Raw genomic sequence first — 18,321 nt, forward strand, 5'->3', positions numbered from 1 at the left:
AATCAGTTTCGACGGGGTTCAAGGGGGTTCAGAGGCCCGGCCGCCACAACTGATGACGCGGCCGGGCTCTCTGGGGGCGGTCATGACGAACGGCGCTTGCCGAAGACCGAGCGACGCTCGGCCTTGTTTCCCTTCATGGCCTCGCGTACTCGGCGGTGCTCGGCGGCGGCCCGCCGGAGCTCGCTGGCGTGGGACTTCATGAGCTCGTACTCGAGTTCGGGGTTCATCGTGTTCTCCTGAACATTTGCTGCTTTTCCCTGACATCTTCAATGTTCGGCCTAAGGCCCGGCCCGCCACATCGGGTGGATGACCTATCTGCGGGCGTACGCGGGGCCGGACATACCTAGGACAGGGCCCGCCCCGCCTTAGGCGGCGTTCCCGTCCGTCCGGTTTGGAGGTAGTGGCCCTGGTCGGCGATGCTGTGAAGGTGTCAACTGTGACTACCTCGCTCGCGGACGTCGCCTCGTCCCACGCGACGCTGCGCGCCTTCCTGCACGGCCTTCCCGGAGTCGACCGGGTGGGCGCCGACCAGCGGGCGGCCATGCTCGGCACCCGTTCCATCAAGACCACGGCCAAGGCCCAGGCCATCGACCTGGCCATCTCCATGGTCGACCTGACGACGCTCGAAGGCGCCGACACGGCGGGCAAGGTGCGGGCCATGTGCACCAAGGCCGTGCACCCGGGCGGCGGTGCCCCCAAGGTGGCGGCGGTCTGCGTCTATCCCGACATGGTGGAGGTGGCCGTCCGGGCGGTGGCCGGGTCGGGGGTCAAGGTGGCCTCGGTCGCCACCGCGTTCCCCAGCGGGCGCTCCTCGCTGGAGGTCAAGGTGAGCGACACGGCGCTGGCCGTGGCCGCGGGCGCCGACGAGATCGACATGGTGATCGACCGCGGCGCGTTCCTGTCCGGCGACTACATGAAGGTCCACGACGAGATCGTCGCGGTGAAGGCCGCCTGCGGCGCCGCGCACCTGAAGGTGATCCTGGAGACCGGCGAGCTGGCGACCTACGACAACGTGCGCCGGGCGTCCTGGCTGGCCATGATCGCGGGCGCCGACTTCATCAAGACCTCCACCGGCAAGGTGTCCCCCGCGGCCACGCTGCCGGTGACCCTGATCATGCTGGAGGCGGTGCGCGACTTCCGCGACACCACCGGCCGCCAGGTGGGCGTGAAGCCGGCCGGCGGCATCCGCACGACCAAGGACGCCATCAAGAACCTGGTGCTGGTCAACGAGACGGCGGGCGACGACTGGCTCTCCCCCGACTGGTTCAGGCTGGGCGCGTCCTCGCTGCTCAACGACCTGCTCATGCAGCGCCAGAAGCTCGCCACCGGCCGTTACGCGGGCCCCGACTACTTCACCCTCGACTGACGGCGACGACCCTCGGGCGGCTCTACGAGGTGTTCGGAGCCGTCGCGAGGCCCGCGAGCGTGCCCGGCTGCCCCCACTGCGTCGAGCCGGGCGAGCAGGCGTGCCTGCTGTCCGGCCCGGTCCCGGCGATCGAGGCGGGCTCGCTGGCCCGTTACGCGGCCAAGGCGCTCACCACGTGGGGGGACGTCCCCGCCTTCCCGCACGAGTGGTGGCTCGGCACGCGGCCCGCGGCCCGGGCGGTGGAGGCCGCCTTCGCCCGGGAGGGCCGCGAGCCCGTGCTCGGCCTGCTCGCCGACGTCCACGAACGGCTGCCGCGCTCTTAGATCAGGGCCTCGACCAGCAGGATGACGCCGAACACCGCGAACGCGGCGGCGGCGCCGTACCGGATGACCTTTTCGGGGAGGTGCTTGCCGAGCAGGCGGCCCACCAGGATGGCCAGGGCGTCGGCGGCGACCATGCCCACGGTCGAGCCGATCCACGTGCCGACCCAGCCGTGCTGCGTGGCCAGGGTGATCGTGGCGAGCATCGTCTTGTCGCCCAGCTCGCTCAGGAAGAACGCCACGGTCACCGCGACCAGGACGTTCCTGGTCGTCTTGCGGGCCTTGTCCTCTTCCTCCTTGGTCAGCTCGTCGCCCCGCAACGTCCACAGGGCGAACCCGAGGAAGGCGATGCCGGCCACGATCGAGATGGCCGTCGTCGGCAGCGCCTTCCCGAGCAGCCCGCCCACGGCCACGCTCAGCAGGTGCACGACGGTGGTGGCGATGGTGATGCCCGCGAGCACGGGCCAGGGCTTGAAACGGGTGGCGAACGTCATCGCCATGAGCTGGCTCTTGTCACCGAGTTCGGCCACGAAAATGACCGCGAGACTGATCCAGAACGCTTCCAACCGGTCCTCTTTCCCGCGACCAGACCGGAAGCAGGCACCCGGGGGATCTTCGGGCACGACTTTCGGCCCGGCAGCGTCTTTGTCCATGACTGCCAGGCCGAAGGTCTCGTCCGCCCGTCAAGGCCCGTGTGACCGGGCGCGATCACGCGCCAGTATGTCGATCACACGATTGGGACTACTCCCCTTCGGAATTACCAACACACCATAACAGCCCACGTGGAGCCGTCATTCCGCCGGCTGTTCCCCCGCCTCGGACACCGGCTCGGCCGTCAGTGTGCAGCCGACCAGCACCGGCTCGTTGACCAGCGTCACGCCGAACTTCTCCCGCACCCCGTCGCGGACCTCCACGGCCAGCCCCAGCAGGTCGGCCGTGGAGGCGGCGCCCGCGGGGTTGGTGAGGGCCAGCGTGTGCTTGGTGGAGATGCGCACCGGGCCGCGCTCGTAGCCCTTGGGGAAGCCCGCCTGCTCGATCAGCCAGGCGGCCGGCACCTTGACGCGGCCGTCGGGCATGTCCCAGCGGGGGTGGCCGGGAGCGCGTCCGGCCAGCTCGGCGGCCTCCTCCGCGGTCAGGATCGGGTTGGTGAAGAACGAGCCCGCGCTGCGGCTGTCGGGGTCGGACGCCGGATCGAAGACCATGCCCTTGCCCCGCCGCAGCCCCAGGACGGCCTCACGGGCCGGCCCGAGGGGCACGCGGTCGCCGAGCTCCACCCCGAGCCGCCCGGCCAGCTCCTGGTAGGCCACCGGGCCGGACATGTCCGACACGTCCAGTGCGTACGTCACGGCGAGCACCACATGCCGCGACAGGTCCCGCTTGAACGCGCTGTCACGGTAGGAGAACCCGCACTGGCGCGCCTCCAGGTCGACCACCTGCCGGGTGAGCCGGTCGTAGGCCCGCACGCACCTGATGGTCTGCGCCACCTCCTGGCCGTACGCGCCGACGTTCTGGATCGGCGTCGAGCCCACCAGGCCCGGGATGCCGGACATGCACTCGATGCCGGACCACCCCTCGGCCACGGCCCGCTCGACCAGCGGATCCCAGTCCTGGCCGGCCTCGACCGTGAGCAGCACCTGCTCGCCGTCCCTGGACACCGTCACGCCCTCGGTGGCCACCTTGACGACCAGGCCGTCGAAGCCTTCGTCACCGATCACCACGTTGCTGCCGCCGCCGAGCACCAGGGTCGGCACCCCGTTCATGTCGGCCTCGGCGACGAGGGACACGAGCTGCTCCGCCGTGACCGCCTCGGCGAAGTCGCGGGCGGGGCCGCCCAGGCCCAGGGTGGTGTGCGACGCGAGCATCTCCATGGCCCCCAAGCTTATGAGCCCCCCAGCCCCCACAACACCGCCCCGAACCAACCCCCGGCGGCATCCCCGATCCGAACCGCCACCCGCCCACCCGTGCACGCGCCGACGCTGCCGATCGGCTTCCGGGGCCGGGCCGGGGGTCAGCTGTGGAGGGGCTGGTCGTGGTGGCGGGGGGAGCCGAGGCGGTGGACCGGGAGGGGACCCTCGGGCACCACCAGGCCGCCCTCCAGCGCGCGGGAGAACTCCAGGTCGGCCTCCTCGCCGCGCTCCGCGCCTTCGGGGAAGGCCCCCAGCGCCGCCGACCTGCGCACCGCCATCAGGTCGCAGCGCAACGCCCCCACCCTGCCAGGCTCCTCGGCCTCGGCCGCCTGCCACCCCGCCGCCACCGCCCCTTCCACGATGGCCGCCACCAGCGGCGTCAAGGCGTCCCCCGTCAGCGCGAGCGAGGTCTCCATCAGCACGTGCACCTCGGACTCGTCCAGCCGCAACAGCTTGGTACGGCCCTCCCCCCACCCCGCCGTGCCCCCGGACGCCCGCGAGGTCTCGGCGACGTGCCACACCACGATCCGCTCCGGGTACCGTTCGGCCAGCTCGTCCAGGACGTCTCCCGCGCCGTCGACGTTCCCCAGGTCGAGGGCCAGGATCCGGGCGCGCGTGTGCTCGATCACCGATTGGACGCACTCCAGCGCGTCCCCGGGCCGGCCGTCCACGAGCAGCCCGGCGGAGACCGTCACGTCCTTGGTCTCGACGCGCTGGCGCTCGGTGTTGACGCCCAGGTCGTCCATGCGGTTCGTGGCGAGGGTGCCGTCCCAGACCCGCTGGGCGTGCAGCATCGTGTCGTCCGGGTCGCCGTGCTGGCCGGGGTCGCCGGAGAAGCCCAGCGCGGCGGCGGGGTTCCCGTGCGCGCCCGCGCCCCTGGGCCGGGCGCGGCCCGTCCCGACGCCGGTGGCCGAGCCGCCCGTGGTGTCCCGTCCGGTGCCGCTGCTGCCCCCCACCTGTTCAGGGGACGCGGGACGCAGGTGAGCAGGAGGCTTGGCATCGGTGACGGATGACACCGGGATGGAACGGACGGTGGGCCAGACCTGTCGCGCAACTTCACTCATAACAACACGGGCTACCCGCGACCCGCCCGACATATCACGGGATCAGGAGAGCTGTACGACCGCACGTGCCTTCGACAGGACCCTCGCGTCGCCCGCCTTGGCCGTCAGCCCGACGACCACCCGCTTGTCCTCCAGCTTCTCCTCGACGACCCCGCTCACGGAGATCGTCGCGCCCTGGTCGTCGTCGGGCACGATCACCATCGACGAGAACCGCACGCCGAAATCCAGCACGGCGCCCGGGTCGCCCGCCCAGTCCGTGACGAACCGGCCCGCCTGCGCCATCGTGAACATGCCGTGCGCGATCACGTCGGGCAGCCCGACCGTCCGGGCGAAGCGCTCGTTCCAGTGGATCTGGTTGAAGTCGCCGGAGGCGCCGGCGTACATGACGAGGTTCAGCCGCCGGACGTTGTAGCCCACGACCGGGAGCTCCTGCCCGACCTCGACCTCGTCGTACCTCACCGTGGCCGCCATGTCAGCCCGCCCCTCCGCGCTCGACGATCGTGTTGTAGGTCGTGCAGACCGGCTCTCCGGCGACCGTCGTCACGTCGCTCCTGATCGTCAGCAGCTCGTTGCGTCCAGCGCTCCTGATGTCGGTGATCGTCGCGGTGGTGACCAGCTCGTCGCCCGCGCAGACGGGCCTGACGTACTCGAACCGCTGCTCGCCGTGGACCACCATCGCCAGGTTCAGGCCCAGCTCGGGGTCGACCAGCGCCTCGCCGCCCGCCTGCAGGCTGAACACGATGGGGAACGTGGGCGGCGCGATCACGTCGGGGTATCCGGCGGCCCTGGCGGCCTCCCTGTCGCGGTAGACCGGGTTGTTGTCGCCGATCGCCGCCGCGAATTCCTTGATCTTCACCCGGCTGACCTCGTACGGGGCGGCGGATGGATAGGTCCTGCCCACGAAGTCACGGTTCAAGGCCATCAGTGCTCCCTCGTATGTCTTCAACGAGCGCTGCTGAGGCAGACGGTAACAGAACAAGGTTCGGCTGTCGCCGCTCATGGCGTGCTTTTTGCCGGGACCCGGGTCAGCGCCTAAGCAGGCGCCTCAAAGCAGTGAAAACACGACAAACCGGCGCCCCGTCCGGGACGCCGGTTGTGCGATATGGAGGCAGAAGTACCGCTAGCGGGTTTCGCGGTGCGCGCGGTGGCAGCGGCAGTTCGGGCAGTACTTCTTCAGCTCAAGCCGATCCGGGTCGTTGCGCCGGTTCTTCCGCGTGATGTAGTTGCGGTGCTTGCACTCCTGGCAGGCCAGCGTGATCTTCGGCCTAACGTCGGTGGCAGCCACTTGGGAGTGCCTTTCTACGTTCGGGACATGGACACACCCGTACCCAGGCCGACCGACCTGGGATTGGGTAGTAGCGGAGGCCGGACTTGAACCGGCGACACAACGATTATGAGCCGTTTGCTCTGCCTGACTGAGCTACTCCGCCTTGGCCGGAAACTCCCGGCCCATAGAGGATACCCGAAGCTGGGAGCACATTAGTAACTCACCTGATCGGGTGGGGTGCTACCAGTATGCCCCAGGAACCTCCGACAACCGAAATCCGATCATGCCACCTGGGTCTCGCCTGGGGAATCACCCGTGGAGGCCACCGCCACACTAGCAGCCCCCTTTACCGACGCGAACCTCCGGACCAGGCACGCAGCAACGAACACACCCCGGCGACGCCCGTCCACGCGGTGGCCGGAAGGGCTCTCCCGGCGGCCGCCGGCGACGCCCGTCCGTACGGCGAACGGGCGTGCCCCCGGCGAACGCCGGCGGCGCGCCTCCACGCGGTGAACGGACCCGCGCGGGAGACGGAGGGGTGTCCGCAGCGGACGCCGACGCAGCGGCGGAGGGGGGCCCACAGCGGACGCCTGCGCCCACCCGGAGGTGTCGCACAGCCAAAGCCAGCGCAGTGGCGAAGTGGACAGAGGCGGACAGCCCTGGATGAGCAGCCCTTGACGGACGGCCCTGGATGGACGGCCCTTGGCGGACGGCCCTGGATGGGGGGCCCTTGGCGGACGGCCCTGGATGGGGGGCCTGAGGGTGGGCGCAAAGGAGTGCGGTGGACACCCGCGCGCCCCTGCAAGGGGGCTCGTGGCCGGGGTGGGTACAAGGGAGCGCGGTGGACACCCGTGCGACCGCGCAAGGGGAGCGCGTGCCGCACGGATGTCCGGCGAGGTGCCGCCCGCCTCGACCGCGCCCCGGCTCCTCAACGACGAGCCACACCCCACCCGCCCGCACCTCGGACCCGAGGGGTCATCCGAGCCCGATCAACCCGCGGCCGGGCCGGACGGGGGCCGGGTGGGGGCCGGGCGGGCCGAACTGGGCGGGGGGCTCATGCCTGGCGTTCGTCGACGCCTACAGCACCGACGCCGCTGCCCCAGCTTGCGCATTTGCCCTCGGACCGGCCCGAGGTGCCGGGCCCGAGCGTGACCCACGGGCCGACGACGTCCGGGCTCCAGCCGCACGTGATCACGGCGCGGTACACCCAGGTCTGGCCGGTCGGGTTGTGGCAGTCGGCACGGCCGACGTAGCCGTCCTCCGGGGCCCGGCCGCTGTTGCACTGGAGGCTGCCGGCCGAGGCGGGGGCGGACGGGATGACAAGCCCGGAAAGGACGGCGGCGACACCTGCGGCGAGTGCCAGTTTCCTGTTCATGTCGTCTTCCTCTTCTGCTCGTTCTGCTTGTGCTGCTCGGGGTTTCGGCGCTGGTCTGCGCTCGAATGCCAGGAAAGCGACCGGACGCCGGTGTCCAACAGCAGGGCGGACAGACTCGTCCGGAGTCGTCCACGCGCGAGCCTGACTCGGACGTCCCTGAAATCCCTCCGGACACGTACGGTCATCGTTCGTACACTGTCGGACAGAAGAAGGCCGGGTCGGGGAGAGGGGCGATGGGCGAGGACCAGGAAGGCGCGGAACCCGGCGTGGAGTCGGTGAGCTGTCACGAGGGTCTGGTGAGGCTCCTCGCCGAGCAGTTCGCGCGGGCGGACGTGTCGTTGCGGGAGCTCCAGGCGCGGGCGGACAGGGCGGGCGGGCCCCGGCTTCCCCGGGCGACCTGTGCGGACATGCTGGCCGGACGGCGGTTTCCGAAGAAGGCGGTGATGGTGACGTTCCTGCGGGCTTGCGGGGTGCCTGAGCATCGGGTGCCGGAGTGGGAACGGGCCTGGGAGCGTGTGCGGATCAACCGCATGCCTCCGTCCGGCTTCCAGCTCACCCGGATGGCGTTGTCCCCCAGCGTTCCGCCCTTCGAGTATTCCGGGGTTCCTGACGTCGCCTCCGTCCATCCGCATGCCGGTCCCATCGAGGGCCCGCCTCAGCCGGGTGCCGCGCCTCCTGCGGGGCTGAGCCGGCCGGACGCCGCGCCTGTCGACAACCGTGCCGAGCTCGGCACGACGCCGCTTGGCGGCCCTGGCCAAGGGGCTGCACCTCTTGTTGGAGGCTCCGATCATGGGGCTGCGCTTCCGGGATTCGCTGAGCCCCACAGAGGGGCAGAGGGCTCGACAGGCGCTCAGATGGCGAGAAGTGGGGCATTTCCAGCATCTGCCCCGGCCGCAGCCCCAGCGGCCACGCCCATCGCCCCTCCCCCCAGCGGCGCTCTCCCTGTCGATGGCCCCCTGGTCAAGGACCCCCAAGTCGCAGGTCCCCCGGTCTCCGCACATCCGGCCGACAGTCCCCCGGCTGGCGCACTTCCGGGCAGCGCACTTCCAGCGGGCGATCTCCCGGGCGGGGGCCTGCCCGGCGGGGGGCTGCCCAGCGAGGGTCTGCCGGGCGGAGGGCTACCGGGCGGGGATTTGCACGGCGGAGGGTCGCCCGGCGTGGGTCTGCACGGCGAAGGACTGCCCGACGGAGGACTACTGGCCCGGGGCCTGCCGGGCGAGGGGTTGCTGGGCGGGAGCCGGCCGGGCGAGGGGCGGCCGGGCGAGAGGTCTCCGGCGGGTGAGGTGTCTCCGGCGGGTGAGGCTTCGGGAGGTGGCGTTTGGGCGAGCGGGATCCCTGTTGATGGGAGTGCGGGAGGCGGGGTTTCCGATGGTCTGTCCAGCGGAGGTGTTGCCTTCGGCGCTTCCCCGATGGGCGCTCCCTCCGGCGGCGCGCTTCCAGCCGAGAGGCTTCCCGCTGAGGGGAGTTCTGGTGGCGGGCCGCCTGCGGACGAGTTCGGGGCCGCCCTGCCGGCAAGCGGTGTTCCCACCGTCAGCAGACTTCCCGCCAGTGTTACTTCCCTGGTCGATGGTCCTCCCGCCGACGCTTCCCCGGTCGGCGGGGGGCCAGGCGTGCCGGCAAGTGCGGCAGCGGCTCCGGCGGGTGGGGTGGCGGCCCCTACGGGTGGGCCCGTTCCAGCGAGCGGGGTGGTGGTCCCTGCGGGTGGGATGGCGGTTTCGGCGAGCGGGGTGGCGGTCCCTGCAGGTGGGCCCGTTTCGGTGGGTGGGGTGGGGGCGTCGCCTGGTGGGAGGTGGGGGCGGTGGCGGGGGGTTGGGATGGGGGCTTTGGTGGTGGTGGGGGCGGTTGGGGTTGGGGTGGTGGTCGGGTTGTGGGTGGCGCCGCGGCATGTGCAGCCCTTCGCGCTCGGCCGCCCGGTCTCGGACGACGGGCGCGCCTTCGGCCACGGAGGGTCGAGCCGGTTCACCGTAACCGTTGACCCCGCCAACACCGGCGTACGGCTGATCCGCCGCCTGGACGCCGGCATCTCCATGCAGCAGGCCGCCATCACCGTGAACGGCGCCCCCGCCGGCGTGTGGCACCCCCTGCCCGTCGAGAACACCTACCGCTGGCGGGACCAGTCCGTGGACCTGCCGCCGGCGCTGACCGCGGGACGCCGATCGCTGACCGTGCTCAACACCTTCGTCTCCTCCTCACTCGACTTCAACGAGTTCCTCTACGTCGTCAAGCAGCAGGTGAGAGGCGTCTGGTCGATCGCCGACACCGTGGACGTGGGGCCGTACCACACCACCAGCGAGGCCGCCCACGGCTACCGGCTCACCGGCCCGCAGACCTTCGCCGACACCCGCCACTTCGCCTACCCGCCCCTCGACGAGACCGCGTAGCGCGGGGCAGCGAACCCGCGCAACGCCACAACTCCGGGCACGCGAAAGCTCCGGACGCTTCCCCGCGTCCGGAGCTTTCAGGTGTGGGCAACCAACCCTCACCCGCCTACTGCCCACCGGTCCACATTCTATGCTTTTGTCCGTTTTGCGTAGAGTTGTGGCGTGACACGCTGGCACGGCCCCCGCGGCATCCTCGTCGAGGTCATCACCCTCGGCGCGAGGCAACGCATCAAGGTCACCCAGACCGTGAACGGCCGCCGCTACCTCCTCGGCTACTACGGCACCATCGCCCAGATCGTCCACCACGTGGACCTCGCCGACCTGGTCGAGGTGATCGACCTCCCCGCCTTCGCGTCCCGAAAGGCCAGAACATAAGAGCCGTACAACCGAAAAGCCGCCCTCCCGCACGGGGAAGAGCGGCTCGCCCGCAGGACCTACAGGTCCTTGCACCACATCCATTTGCCGTCGATCAGGCATTTGTGCCAGCCGTCGTTCGCCGGGTTCCACGCGTAGGCGGGACTGCTCGCCACGCTGATCGTCAGCACGGTCGAGACGGAGAGCAGGATCAGAGCCAGCGCCCGGCGCACACCACGGGCCGCGAACATGTTTCTCATGACCGTCATGGAACACGCCGGCGCTTGGAGCCTTCTTGGGGCCGGCTGAAGCCCCGAAACAAGCGCCTCTCAACCCGCACAACGAAAAACGCCCGGCTCCAAGTCACCTTGGCCGGGCGTCGTATCTGCTCATTACAAGAGCCCCCAAACGGAATCGAACCGTTGACCTTCTCCTTACCATGGAGACGCTCTGCCGACTGAGCTATAGGGGCCTGTCCGCTCGCTGCGGACAGGTGTAACCATACACGGCACTCAGCCATGATGCGAACTCGTACGGGCCTCCACCACGCCGCCGGATCCGCGGCGCGCGGCGAGATCGATCACCTCGCACAGATCGGCCAGGTCGACGTGCGCGGCCACCTCCGCCACCGAACGACAGTCGGCGACCAGCCACCCGTTCCTGCGCACCCGCAGCACCTGCCGGCCCGCCCGCATCGCCGGCACGACCTCGACGCCGTCGAGGCCGACCCATCGCCTGTCCATAGCGGCACACCCTAGCCGCCGGGTCTCTCAATTTCCGTCCGCCACAGGCGTTACCGCCATGCCAAGTCGGCACCAAGAGGTGTCTAAGAGCCGCGTCCCACGCTGGTGCCAAACGGACAGAAGGAGCACCGAAATGGCACCCAACATGCTCGGCTTCCGCATCACGCACCGGGCCATGCGCGGGGACACCCGCCGTCTGGCCGAGGTGATGAGCGCGATCGCCGCCGGCGAGCAGCCGGCCGGTCAGGAGCGGCTGCGGGCGATCGCGACGTTCACCGCCAAGCTGTGCGCGGGCATCCACCACCATCACCAGGCCGAGGACAACGTGTTGTGGCCGGTCATCGTGCGCTCGGCGGGCGCCGAGGTGGACCTGAGCGACCTGACCGACGACCACGCGGCGCTCGACCCGCTGCTGGAGGAGATCACGACGGCCGCGGCCCAGCTCGGCTCCGACGGGCAGGCGGCCCGGCGGATGGCCAAGTCCCTGGCCGCGCTCGCCGACCTGCTGGACGAGCACATCGAGGAGGAGGAGCGGCTGATCTTCCCGGTCGTCGCCAAGTACGTCTCGGAGGCGGACTGGGAGAAGGTCGAGACCGAGGTCAGGAAGGGCGGGGACGCCCGGTTCGACCTGCCTAGGATCGCCCAGTACGCGCGGCCGGAGGAGCTGGCCGAGCTGCGGCGCCTGGCCGGGCCGGTGCTCGTGGTGCTGCTCGCGCTCATGGGCCGCGGCCACCGGCGCCGCCAGAGCCTGATCTTCGGCACGCCGTGAGCCTTCTGGGACCGCTCAGCGGCGCGCCAGGCGGCGGCGGGCCGCCTGCGCCCAGTGGGGCGAGCCGACACGCTCGGCGACCTGCAGAGCCTGCGCGTAGTGGCCGTCGGCCGGCAGCCCGAGCAGCTCGGCCAGGTCGCCGAGCACCAGCGCGACCGGCCCGAGCGTGATCGACCCGCTGCCCATCCCGGCCAGCTCGTCCGCCCACGGCAGCAGGACGCGGTAGGAGCGTGCGGCCACCTCGCGGTCCTCCAGGGCGACGGCGGTCTGGCCGCGCAGCGCCTGCCACATCAGCCAGTAGTAGTTGCGCGGCAGCCACGACTCGGGCCGCCACACCCGCCGGGCCGCCTCCAGCTCGCCCGCGGCCGCCAGCGCCCCGGCGTAGATCTCGTGCACGGTGGCGCTGTTCACGCGTTCCCGGATGGCGGCCAGCTCGTCGAGGGAGTCGCGGACGTTCCCGCGGGCCATCCGGACGGCGAACCTGCACAGAGCGCCCATGGCCCGCGCGTTGACGCCGCCGCGCTCGGCCATCTGCTCGGTGAGCCCGGTGTAGACGGCCTCCGCCTCGTCGAACTCGCCCTCGACCAGCTTCCGCAGTGCGCCGAACAGCGCCAGGATGGCCAGCGACATGCCGAGCTGGCCGCTGGTGGACACCGCCACGCCGCTGTCGGCGTGCCGCCTGGCCGCCTCCAGATCGGTGCGTCCGAGTGCGGCCATGAGCAGCGCGCAGTGGCCCAGCGTGAGGTAGCCGACGAGCCGGTGGGTGCGGCCCAGCTCCAGCAGCTCGGCGCCGACGGCCTCCAGCTCGTCCCGCCGTTCGGGGCTGAGCACGGCGAAGTAGCGGGCGTTGAGCGCCAGGCAGAGCAGGTCGGGACGGCCGAGGCGGCGGGCCAGGGCCACGGCCTCGGCGCCGGCGGCGTCCACGCGGTCGTCGTCGTGCCCCTCCAGCTCGAACACGAGCGCGGCCAGCAGGCGGCAGCGCGTCTCGTCGTCGGGACCGGCCGCCAGCTCGCGTTCCACGGCCTCCATGAAGTCCCGGTTGTAGAGGGAGTCCACCTGGATCGTCCAGACCACGGGGGCTTCGTAGGAGGTCAGCGCGCGGGCGAGCGCGCCGCGCGGGGCGGCCAGCTCGACGGCCCGCGTCCTGGCGGCCAGCGCGCCCAGCACGTCGCCGGCGTGGCCCAGCGCCGACACCAGTCCGCACAGCAGGTCGAGCCGGGTCGCGTCGTCGGTGGCGAACTCCAGCGCGGCGCGCCACAGCGCCGCCGCCTCGCGGTGCGCGTGCAGGCCGGACGCCTGGACGGCCGCCGCCCTGGCGTACCGCACGGCGTCCGGCACGGCGGCCTCAAGCGCGTGGTGCGCCAGGGCCGCCACGTCGTTGGGCCGCAGCCGCTCCAGCACCGACACCACGCGCCCGTGCAGCCTGGTCCGGCGGATCCGCGCGGTGTCCTCGTACAGCGCCTGCCTGACCAGGACGTGCGTGAACCTGACGCGGCCCGGCCCCGGCTCGGCCAGCAGGCCCGTCATGACGCCCGCCTCCAGGCCGTCGAAGACGGTGTCCTCGTCGCCGTCGTGCAGCGCGATCAGCACGTCCACGTCGGCGTCCCTGCCGACGACGGCGGCGTTGCGCAGCACGGTCTGGGCGGTCGCGGGCAGGCGGGTGATGCGGCGGCGGATGAGGTCGCGCACGCCGGGCGGCAGCGCCTCGGCGGCCTGCGGCCCCTCGGAGGCCAGCAGGCGGGCGATCTCGCAGACGAACAGCGGGTTGCCGAGCGTGCGCTCCAGGACCGTCCGTACGGTGGCGGGGTCGAGTCCGGCGCGCTGTGAGTGGCGTTCGAGCAGCGTGGCGACGGCCGCCTCGTCGAGCCCGGCGAGCTCGACGTGCCTGCTGCCGGTGGCGAGCGCGGCCAGGGTGGCGGACAGGTCCTCGGTGGTCTCGGCCGGGCGGTAGGTGGCGACGACCAGGATCCGCGCGGCGGGGTCCAGGTGCCGCAGCAGGTGCAGGGTCTCGCCGTCGGCCCGGTGGACGTCTTCGAGCACCACGAGCAGCGGCGCGCAGCCCGCCAGGTAGCCGGCCACGGCCCTGGCGAGCTGGAACTGGTTCTGGATGGCGACGCCGTCGTTCAGGAGGGGGGCCAGGCGGGCCGCGTCGGCGGCGGCGGGCGGCCGTACGGCGGCGAGCTGCCGGACGATCTCGCTCCACGCCCAGGCGGGCGGCGCGTCACCGTCGATCTCGGGGCAGCGTCCGAACGCGACCCGCCACCCGCGCTCGGCCAGCTCGGCCGCGAACGCCTCGGCCAGGGCGCTCTTGCCCGCGCCCGGCTCGCCGCCCAGCCAGACCGTGCGCCGGAAGGGCCGCACGGCCTCCTCCCGCAGCGCGGCCAGCTCGCGGGCCCGGCCCACGATCGAGGGCTCCTGCGCGGCCACGGGCCGTTCCTGGACGTGTTCCACGACCTCGGGCGCGTGCAGGGACTCGGATTGGCGGAGGATGTCCTGTTCGAGCGCGCGCAGGGCCGGGCCTGGATCGACGCCGAGCTCCTCGGCCAGGTTCTCGCGGGCCCGGCGCAGCACGGCCAGCGCCTCGGCCTGGCTGCCGGCTCGGTAGAGGGCCAGGGCCAGCAGGCGGACGGCGTTCTCGCGCAGGGGGTGGGCGTCGGCGTGGCCGCGCAGCTCCGGCACGGCCTCGGCGTGGCGGCCCATCAGCAACGCGGCCTCGGCGCGGTACTCGACGGCGACGAGCCTGAGCTCGGCCATCCTGGCCGCCTCGGGCGCGGCCCACTCCTCGGTGAACTCGGCGTAGGCGGCGCCCGTCCACAGGCCGAGCGCCTGGTCGAGCAGGTCGTGGGCGACGGCGCCCGCGCCCCGCTTGAGCGCCGCGCCGGCCGCGTCGATGAGGCCGGGCAGCCGCCAGGCGTCCACGGCCTCGTCGGGCAGGCAGAGCCGGTAGCCGGGCGGGGCGCTGACGATCACTCCGGCGGGGGCGCGCGGCGGCCGGTCGGGTTCGAGGACGCGGCGCAGGTTCGAGACGTAGACCTGGAGCGCGGCCAGGGCCTTGGGCGGCGGCTGCCCCTGCCACAGGTCCTCGATGAACCGGTCGGTCGAGACGACCTGGCCGTCGGCGGCGACCAGGCGGGCGAGCACGGCGCGCTGCCTGGCGGAGCCGAGGTCGAGCCGGCGGCCGTCCAGGGTGGCGTGGAGCGGTCCAAGGAGGTGTAACTGGAGCATGGCACCCTTTTTCCGTACCGGTAGCGCCCGCCTTCAGTACCGGTAGAAGCCTGCGAAGTCCGATCTTCGCCCAATATCGTCAATGCGCACCGAGGCCCCCGTCTCAGGCGCGTTCATCATCTTCCCACGACCTAGATAGATGCCCACATGATGCGTCTTGATCTTATTTTTCGTGATTTTTCCGAAGAAGACTAAGTCGCCCGGCAGGCCGCGCTCCACGGGCCGCATCCTGCGTACGTGGTCGTCGGTGTTGCCGGGGCCGAGCACGTCCCTTCCGTTGGCCAGGGCGTACACCCATCGGGCCAGGCCGGAGCAGTCGAGGCCGCGGGTGCGCGCGGCCGGGCAGGGCTTGATCCGGCCGCTGTAGCCCAGGCAGGTGCCCTTCGTGGGGCCGGGCCGCTCGCCGTGGCCGCCGCCCCAGGAGTAGGTGATGTCGTACCGCTCGATCTCGTACGCGATGCGCACGATCCTGGACGGCACGAACGTCGACAACGGCATGGACGCCGCGCCCGCCAGCAGGACGACCAGGGCGGTCACCGCCAGGACCAGCCGCCGCCGCGCCACCCGTTTCTCCCTTAAGCCGAGATCCCGGGTTTTATCCTACCTATCGCGATATTTCAGCTTTTGAGGTCAAGTGTGACCGTTCCTACCTCGACGACCATCCCGACCCGGCCCTTCGGCTTCGGTCTGGTGGTGAAGGTGAAGGCGGCCTTCTGGCCCCGCTCCAGCTTGCCGACCACGCAGCGCACCGCCGTGCCGCTGAACTTGCACCCGGGGGCCTTCACCACCTTCTGGCCGCCGTACGCGCGCCCGGAGACCACGATGTCCTCGACGGGGTGCGGGCCGGTGTTCGTGATCGTCACCCGGTAGAGCTTCCTGCCCTTGACCAGGCCGGAGACCGACACCCGGGCGGGCGGGTTGGCCAGCGACCGCAGCTGGGACTCCGAGCCGTTGAAGGAGTTCTGGCCGCCGGCCAGCGAGCCCTTCTCCGCCGACTGCCAGAACGTGTGCCGCTTCCAGCCCTTCGGCAGCTCACCGGGATCGCTCCCCCAACGGGCCAGCCAGAGCGGGTTGGCCTTGAACGCGCCGGAGTTGCCCGTGCAGGTCTGCCACCAGCTCGTGGTGGTGTAGATGATCGCGTCCCGGCCGGTCTGCTGCCGGTACTTCTTGGTGAAGTCCTTGATCCAGGTGACCATGTCCTCGGCGGACAGGTCGTAACAGTTGTTCTTGCCGTTCTTGTCCTTGTACGGGTTGTCCTCGATATCGAGCACTCCGGGCAGCGTTTGACCGTCGCTGGTCCAGTTTCCGCCGTTCTGCAGGAAATAGTCGGCTTGCGCTGTCCCGTCGGATTCATGCGGTTGCGCAAAGTGATAAGCGCCGCGCACGAGCCCGGCCGTCGCGGCCCCGCCGAACTGCGGGTCGAAGCGTGGGTTGCGGTAGTTCGTGCCCTCCGTGGCCTGCACGAACGCGAACTTTCCGCCGCCTGCGGCCACGCTCGCCCAGTCCACGTCGCCCGTCCAGTTGCTGACGTCGACACCGGGAACACCGTCGGCCGCCTCCGCGACCCCTGTCATGCCGACAGCGGCAATTACCGCAATTAACCACAAGCGTTTCACGCCCGAGATCATCGCGGAGCCGCCACTTACGCCGCAAGCACGGAAATGTCACGTCTTTCCGTGAAAAAGCGCGAAACCCCATGTCGAGGCCCACAAATCCGCGTTCGGCGCCCACCTCTCCAGATGTCGTTTCCGCAGGTCAGAGCCGTATATGAACGTCACATTCGCGTTTGCCAAATCGATACCACCCGGCTCAAACTGAACCGATCCCCGAAAGGGCCCCTGACCAGGGGCTTCTTCGCCATGCCCAGGAGGCACCACCCATGATCCACACCCGGGCCCTCACCCGAGTGTTCAGAATGAAGAAGGAGACCGTCGAAGCCGTACGCGGCATCGACCTCGACGTCGAACCCGGCCGGCTCGTCGCCTTCCTCGGTCCCAACGGCGCCGGCAAGTCCACCACCCTCCGCCTGCTCACGACCCTGCTGCCGCCCACCTCCGGCACCGCCGTCGTCGCCGGCCACGACGTCACCCGCGACCCGGCCGGGGTGCGCTCCCGCATCGGCTACGTCGGCCAGAAGAACAGCGCGGGCGAGAGCTTCCGCGTCCGGGACGAGCTCGTCACGCAGGGCCGCTGCTACGGCCTGACCGTCTCCGACGCCGTCGCGCGGGCCGGCGAGCTGATGCGCCTGCTCGACCTGGAAGACCTGGCGAGCCGCAGGCCGGGCACGCTGTCCGGCGGCCAGCGCCGCCGCCTGGACATCGCGCTCGGCCTGATCCACCGCCCCGACCTGCTCTTCCTCGACGAGCCCTCGACCGGCCTCGACCCGAAGAGCCGCGCCGACATCTGGCGGCACATCCTGCGCCTGCGCGAGGCGTACGGCACCACGATCTTCCTCACCACCCACTACCTGGAGGAGGCCGACAACATGGCCGAACGGGTGATGATCATCGACAACGGCACGATCATCGCCGACGGCACGGCCGAGCAGCTCAAGAACGACCTGGCCGGCGACACCGTCACGGTCACCACGGACACCGCCCAGGACGCCGCCAGGGCCGCCGAGCTGACCGGCGGCCAAGCCGAGGGCGTCACCGTGCGGGTGCGGGTGGCGAACGCGCCCGCCGCGCTCCCCGGCCGCCTGCGGGCGCTGGACGCCGCCGGGATCAAGGTGACCGCCGCCGAGACCGCGCGCCCCACCCTTGACGACGTGTTCCTCACCCTCACCGGGAGAAGCCTCACCGATGACGACCTTCCTGCGTGACACCGCCACCGTCTTCACCCGCGAGTTCCGGCCGGTCCTGCGCGAGCCGGTCGCGCTGCTGTTCGAGATGGGCCAGCCGCTGCTGTTCCTGTTCCTGTTCGGCGCGCTGCTGGACGGCGCGGTGGGCTCGTCGTGGCAGTGGTTCGTGCCGGGCATCCTGGTCATGATGTGCCTGACCGGGCCGATGTCGGCCGGTTACACGCTGCTGGTCGAGCTGATCGGCGGCTCGCTGGAACGCATGCTGGTCACGCCGCTGAACCGGACGGCGATGCTGGTGGGCCGGGCGATGAAGGCGATGGTGGTCCTGCTGGCCCAGGCCGTGCTGATCATCGTGCTGGCCGTCCCGCTGGGGTTCGAGCTGTATCCGGCGGGCGTCCTGGCTGGGCTGGCGCAGCTCACCGTGTTCGGGGTGGGGCTGGGGGCGTTCTCGTTCGTCCTGGCCATCCGGTCGGCGCCCGGCGGGACGCTGTTCTACGTCGTCAGCCAGTCGATCCTGTTCCCCCTGCTGCTGCTGTCGGGCGTGCTGCTGCCCCTGGACACCGCGCCCGGGTGGCTGCGCGCCGTCGGTGCGGCGAACCCGGTCACGTACATCGTCGAAGGCCAGCGCGCGCTGTTCTCCGGCGACCTCGCGAACCCCTCCGTCCTGTACGGCACCGCGTCGGCCTGCCTGGTCGCCGCGATCGGCCTGTACCTGGGCAACCGGGCCATGCGCAAGGGCGTGTGAAATGG

At 71.2% G+C, this 18,321-nt stretch carries 20 protein-coding genes and 2 tRNA genes; 7 read left to right on the plus strand and 15 right to left on the minus strand.

The window, feature by feature from the left end; all coding sequences use genetic code 11:
* Window positions 1-80: 80 nt before the first annotated feature.
* Window positions 81-227: a hypothetical protein gene (locus AB0J46_RS05425; RefSeq protein WP_352321007.1), complete on the minus strand. Its 147-nt coding sequence runs from the start codon at window positions 225-227 to the stop codon at window positions 81-83.
* A gap of 209 nt (window positions 228-436) precedes the next feature.
* Here AB0J46_RS05425 and deoC point away from each other — a divergent pair, with 209 nt between their 5' ends.
* Window positions 437-1,366 (plus strand): deoxyribose-phosphate aldolase, encoded by a 930-nt coding sequence (gene deoC, locus AB0J46_RS05430; RefSeq protein ID WP_352355741.1) that lies wholly within the window; start codon window positions 437-439, stop codon window positions 1,364-1,366.
* A gap of 29 nt (window positions 1,367-1,395) precedes the next feature.
* Entirely contained in the window at window positions 1,396-1,689 is a 294-nt protein-coding gene (locus AB0J46_RS05435) for a hypothetical protein (protein ID WP_364326772.1), read from the plus strand.
* Here the strand turns inward: AB0J46_RS05435 and AB0J46_RS05440 are convergent.
* From AB0J46_RS05440 to AB0J46_RS05475, 8 genes are all read right to left on the minus strand, one after another.
* Window positions 1,686-2,252: a TMEM165/GDT1 family protein gene (locus AB0J46_RS05440; protein ID WP_364326775.1), complete on the minus strand. Its 567-nt coding sequence runs from the start codon at window positions 2,250-2,252 to the stop codon at window positions 1,686-1,688. The genes AB0J46_RS05435 and AB0J46_RS05440 overlap by 4 nt on opposite strands.
* 225 nt (window positions 2,253-2,477) lie before the next feature.
* Window positions 2,478-3,554 (minus strand): UDP-N-acetylmuramate dehydrogenase, encoded by a 1,077-nt coding sequence (locus AB0J46_RS05445; RefSeq protein ID WP_364326778.1) that lies wholly within the window; start codon window positions 3,552-3,554, stop codon window positions 2,478-2,480.
* A gap of 140 nt (window positions 3,555-3,694) precedes the next feature.
* Window positions 3,695-4,549 (minus strand): hypothetical protein, encoded by an 855-nt coding sequence (locus tag AB0J46_RS05450; protein WP_364326781.1) that lies wholly within the window; start codon window positions 4,547-4,549, stop codon window positions 3,695-3,697.
* Window positions 4,550-4,699: 150 nt separating this feature from the next.
* Window positions 4,700-5,128: a MaoC family dehydratase gene (locus tag AB0J46_RS05455; protein WP_352355751.1), complete on the minus strand. Its 429-nt coding sequence runs from the start codon at window positions 5,126-5,128 to the stop codon at window positions 4,700-4,702.
* A gap of 1 nt (window position 5,129) precedes the next feature.
* Complete coding sequence (locus AB0J46_RS05460) at window positions 5,130-5,579, minus strand: MaoC family dehydratase N-terminal domain-containing protein (protein ID WP_352320994.1); 450 nt, start codon at window positions 5,577-5,579, stop codon at window positions 5,130-5,132.
* 198 nt (window positions 5,580-5,777) lie between these two features.
* Window positions 5,778-5,942, minus strand: coding sequence for a 50S ribosomal protein L33 (gene rpmG, locus AB0J46_RS05465; protein WP_019632658.1), 165 nt, complete (start codon window positions 5,940-5,942; stop codon window positions 5,778-5,780).
* A gap of 71 nt (window positions 5,943-6,013) precedes the next feature.
* Window positions 6,014-6,087: transfer RNA gene (locus tag AB0J46_RS05470), tRNA-Met, on the minus strand.
* Window positions 6,088-6,978: 891 nt separating this feature from the next.
* Entirely contained in the window at window positions 6,979-7,299 is a 321-nt protein-coding gene (locus tag AB0J46_RS05475) for a hypothetical protein (RefSeq protein ID WP_364326785.1), read from the minus strand.
* A gap of 1,814 nt (window positions 7,300-9,113) precedes the next feature.
* On the opposite strand from AB0J46_RS05475, the gene AB0J46_RS05480 reads away from it, so the two are divergent.
* Together AB0J46_RS05480 and AB0J46_RS05485 are read left to right on the plus strand one after the other, a co-directional pair.
* Complete coding sequence (locus AB0J46_RS05480; RefSeq protein WP_364326788.1) at window positions 9,114-9,680, plus strand: hypothetical protein; 567 nt, start codon at window positions 9,114-9,116, stop codon at window positions 9,678-9,680.
* Window positions 9,681-9,842: 162 nt separating this feature from the next.
* On the plus strand, window positions 9,843-10,055 hold the full coding sequence (locus AB0J46_RS05485) for a hypothetical protein (RefSeq protein WP_364326791.1): 213 nt from the start codon (window positions 9,843-9,845) through the stop codon (window positions 10,053-10,055).
* A gap of 59 nt (window positions 10,056-10,114) precedes the next feature.
* On the opposite strand, the gene AB0J46_RS05490 is transcribed toward AB0J46_RS05485, so the two are convergent.
* The 3 genes from AB0J46_RS05490 to AB0J46_RS05500 all read right to left on the minus strand — a co-directional run bounded on the left by AB0J46_RS05490 (window position 10,115) and on the right by AB0J46_RS05500 (window position 10,777).
* The gene (locus AB0J46_RS05490; RefSeq protein WP_352320986.1) at window positions 10,115-10,294 is read right to left on the minus strand and encodes a hypothetical protein; all 180 of its coding nucleotides are present in this window, start codon (window positions 10,292-10,294) and stop codon (window positions 10,115-10,117) included.
* A gap of 139 nt (window positions 10,295-10,433) precedes the next feature.
* Window positions 10,434-10,506 (minus strand) — tRNA-Thr (locus tag AB0J46_RS05495).
* Between the two features lie 40 nt (window positions 10,507-10,546).
* The gene (locus tag AB0J46_RS05500) at window positions 10,547-10,777 is read right to left on the minus strand and encodes a transposase (protein ID WP_364326794.1); all 231 of its coding nucleotides are present in this window, start codon (window positions 10,775-10,777) and stop codon (window positions 10,547-10,549) included.
* 133 nt (window positions 10,778-10,910) lie between these two features.
* Here AB0J46_RS05500 and AB0J46_RS05505 point away from each other — a divergent pair, with 133 nt between their 5' ends.
* Window positions 10,911-11,546, plus strand: coding sequence for a hemerythrin domain-containing protein (locus AB0J46_RS05505; RefSeq protein ID WP_364326797.1), 636 nt, complete (start codon window positions 10,911-10,913; stop codon window positions 11,544-11,546).
* A 15-nt stretch (window positions 11,547-11,561) separates the two neighbouring features.
* Here the strand turns inward: AB0J46_RS05505 and AB0J46_RS05510 are convergent, their stop codons facing one another.
* From AB0J46_RS05510 to AB0J46_RS05520, 3 genes are read right to left on the minus strand one after another with little or no spacing between them, the layout of a single operon-like run.
* Window positions 11,562-14,771: a BTAD domain-containing putative transcriptional regulator gene (locus tag AB0J46_RS05510; RefSeq protein WP_364326800.1), complete on the minus strand. Its 3,210-nt coding sequence runs from the start codon at window positions 14,769-14,771 to the stop codon at window positions 11,562-11,564.
* Between the two features lie 33 nt (window positions 14,772-14,804).
* Window positions 14,805-15,335 carry an NlpC/P60 family protein gene (locus AB0J46_RS05515; RefSeq protein ID WP_364326803.1) on the minus strand — a complete coding sequence of 177 codons (531 nt, stop codon included), beginning with the start codon at window positions 15,333-15,335 and terminating at the stop codon, window positions 14,805-14,807.
* A 53-nt stretch (window positions 15,336-15,388) separates the two neighbouring features.
* Entirely contained in the window at window positions 15,389-16,399 is a 1,011-nt protein-coding gene (locus AB0J46_RS05520) for a lysozyme (protein WP_364326806.1), read from the minus strand.
* Window positions 16,400-16,650: 251 nt separating this feature from the next.
* On the opposite strand from AB0J46_RS05520, the gene AB0J46_RS05525 reads away from it, so the two are divergent.
* Together AB0J46_RS05525 and AB0J46_RS05530 are read left to right on the plus strand one after the other, a co-directional pair.
* Window positions 16,651-17,592, plus strand: coding sequence for an ATP-binding cassette domain-containing protein (locus AB0J46_RS05525; RefSeq protein WP_364326809.1), 942 nt, complete (start codon window positions 16,651-16,653; stop codon window positions 17,590-17,592).
* The gene (locus tag AB0J46_RS05530; RefSeq protein ID WP_352355773.1) at window positions 17,573-18,316 is read left to right on the plus strand and encodes an ABC transporter permease; all 744 of its coding nucleotides are present in this window, start codon (window positions 17,573-17,575) and stop codon (window positions 18,314-18,316) included. The genes AB0J46_RS05525 and AB0J46_RS05530 overlap by 20 nt, the downstream gene beginning before the upstream one ends.
* Window positions 18,317-18,321: the final 5 nt, after the last annotated feature.

This window comes from Nonomuraea sp. NPDC049758 (assembly GCF_040674635.1).
Lineage (GTDB): Bacteria > Actinomycetota > Actinomycetes > Streptosporangiales > Streptosporangiaceae > Nonomuraea.

Bases quoted from the DNA above. Each gene is read 5' to 3' on its own strand.
- AB0J46_RS05475 (WP_364326785.1), bottom strand. From the start codon at position 7,299: ATGAACAGGAAACTGGCACTCGCCGCAGGTGTCGCCGCCGTCCTTTCC.
- AB0J46_RS05455 (WP_352355751.1), bottom strand. From the start codon at position 5,128: ATGGCGGCCACGGTGAGGTACGACGAGGTCGAGGTCGGGCAGGAGCTC.
- AB0J46_RS05500 (WP_364326794.1), bottom strand. From the start codon at position 10,777: ATGGACAGGCGATGGGTCGGCCTCGACGGCGTCGAGGTCGTGCCGGCG.
- AB0J46_RS05425 (WP_352321007.1), bottom strand. From the start codon at position 227: ATGAACCCCGAACTCGAGTACGAGCTCATGAAGTCCCACGCCAGCGAG.
- AB0J46_RS05505 (WP_364326797.1), top strand. From the start codon at position 10,911: ATGGCACCCAACATGCTCGGCTTCCGCATCACGCACCGGGCCATGCGC.
- AB0J46_RS05520 (WP_364326806.1), bottom strand. From the start codon at position 16,399: ATGATCTCGGGCGTGAAACGCTTGTGGTTAATTGCGGTAATTGCCGCT.
- AB0J46_RS05490 (WP_352320986.1), bottom strand. From the start codon at position 10,294: ATGAGAAACATGTTCGCGGCCCGTGGTGTGCGCCGGGCGCTGGCTCTG.
- AB0J46_RS05460 (WP_352320994.1), bottom strand. From the start codon at position 5,579: ATGGCCTTGAACCGTGACTTCGTGGGCAGGACCTATCCATCCGCCGCC.
- AB0J46_RS05510 (WP_364326800.1), bottom strand. From the start codon at position 14,771: ATGCTCCAGTTACACCTCCTTGGACCGCTCCACGCCACCCTGGACGGC.
- AB0J46_RS05530 (WP_352355773.1), top strand. From the start codon at position 17,573: ATGACGACCTTCCTGCGTGACACCGCCACCGTCTTCACCCGCGAGTTC.
- AB0J46_RS05525 (WP_364326809.1), top strand. From the start codon at position 16,651: ATGATCCACACCCGGGCCCTCACCCGAGTGTTCAGAATGAAGAAGGAG.
- AB0J46_RS05480 (WP_364326788.1), top strand. From the start codon at position 9,114: ATGGGGGCTTTGGTGGTGGTGGGGGCGGTTGGGGTTGGGGTGGTGGTC.
- AB0J46_RS05445 (WP_364326778.1), bottom strand. From the start codon at position 3,554: ATGGAGATGCTCGCGTCGCACACCACCCTGGGCCTGGGCGGCCCCGCC.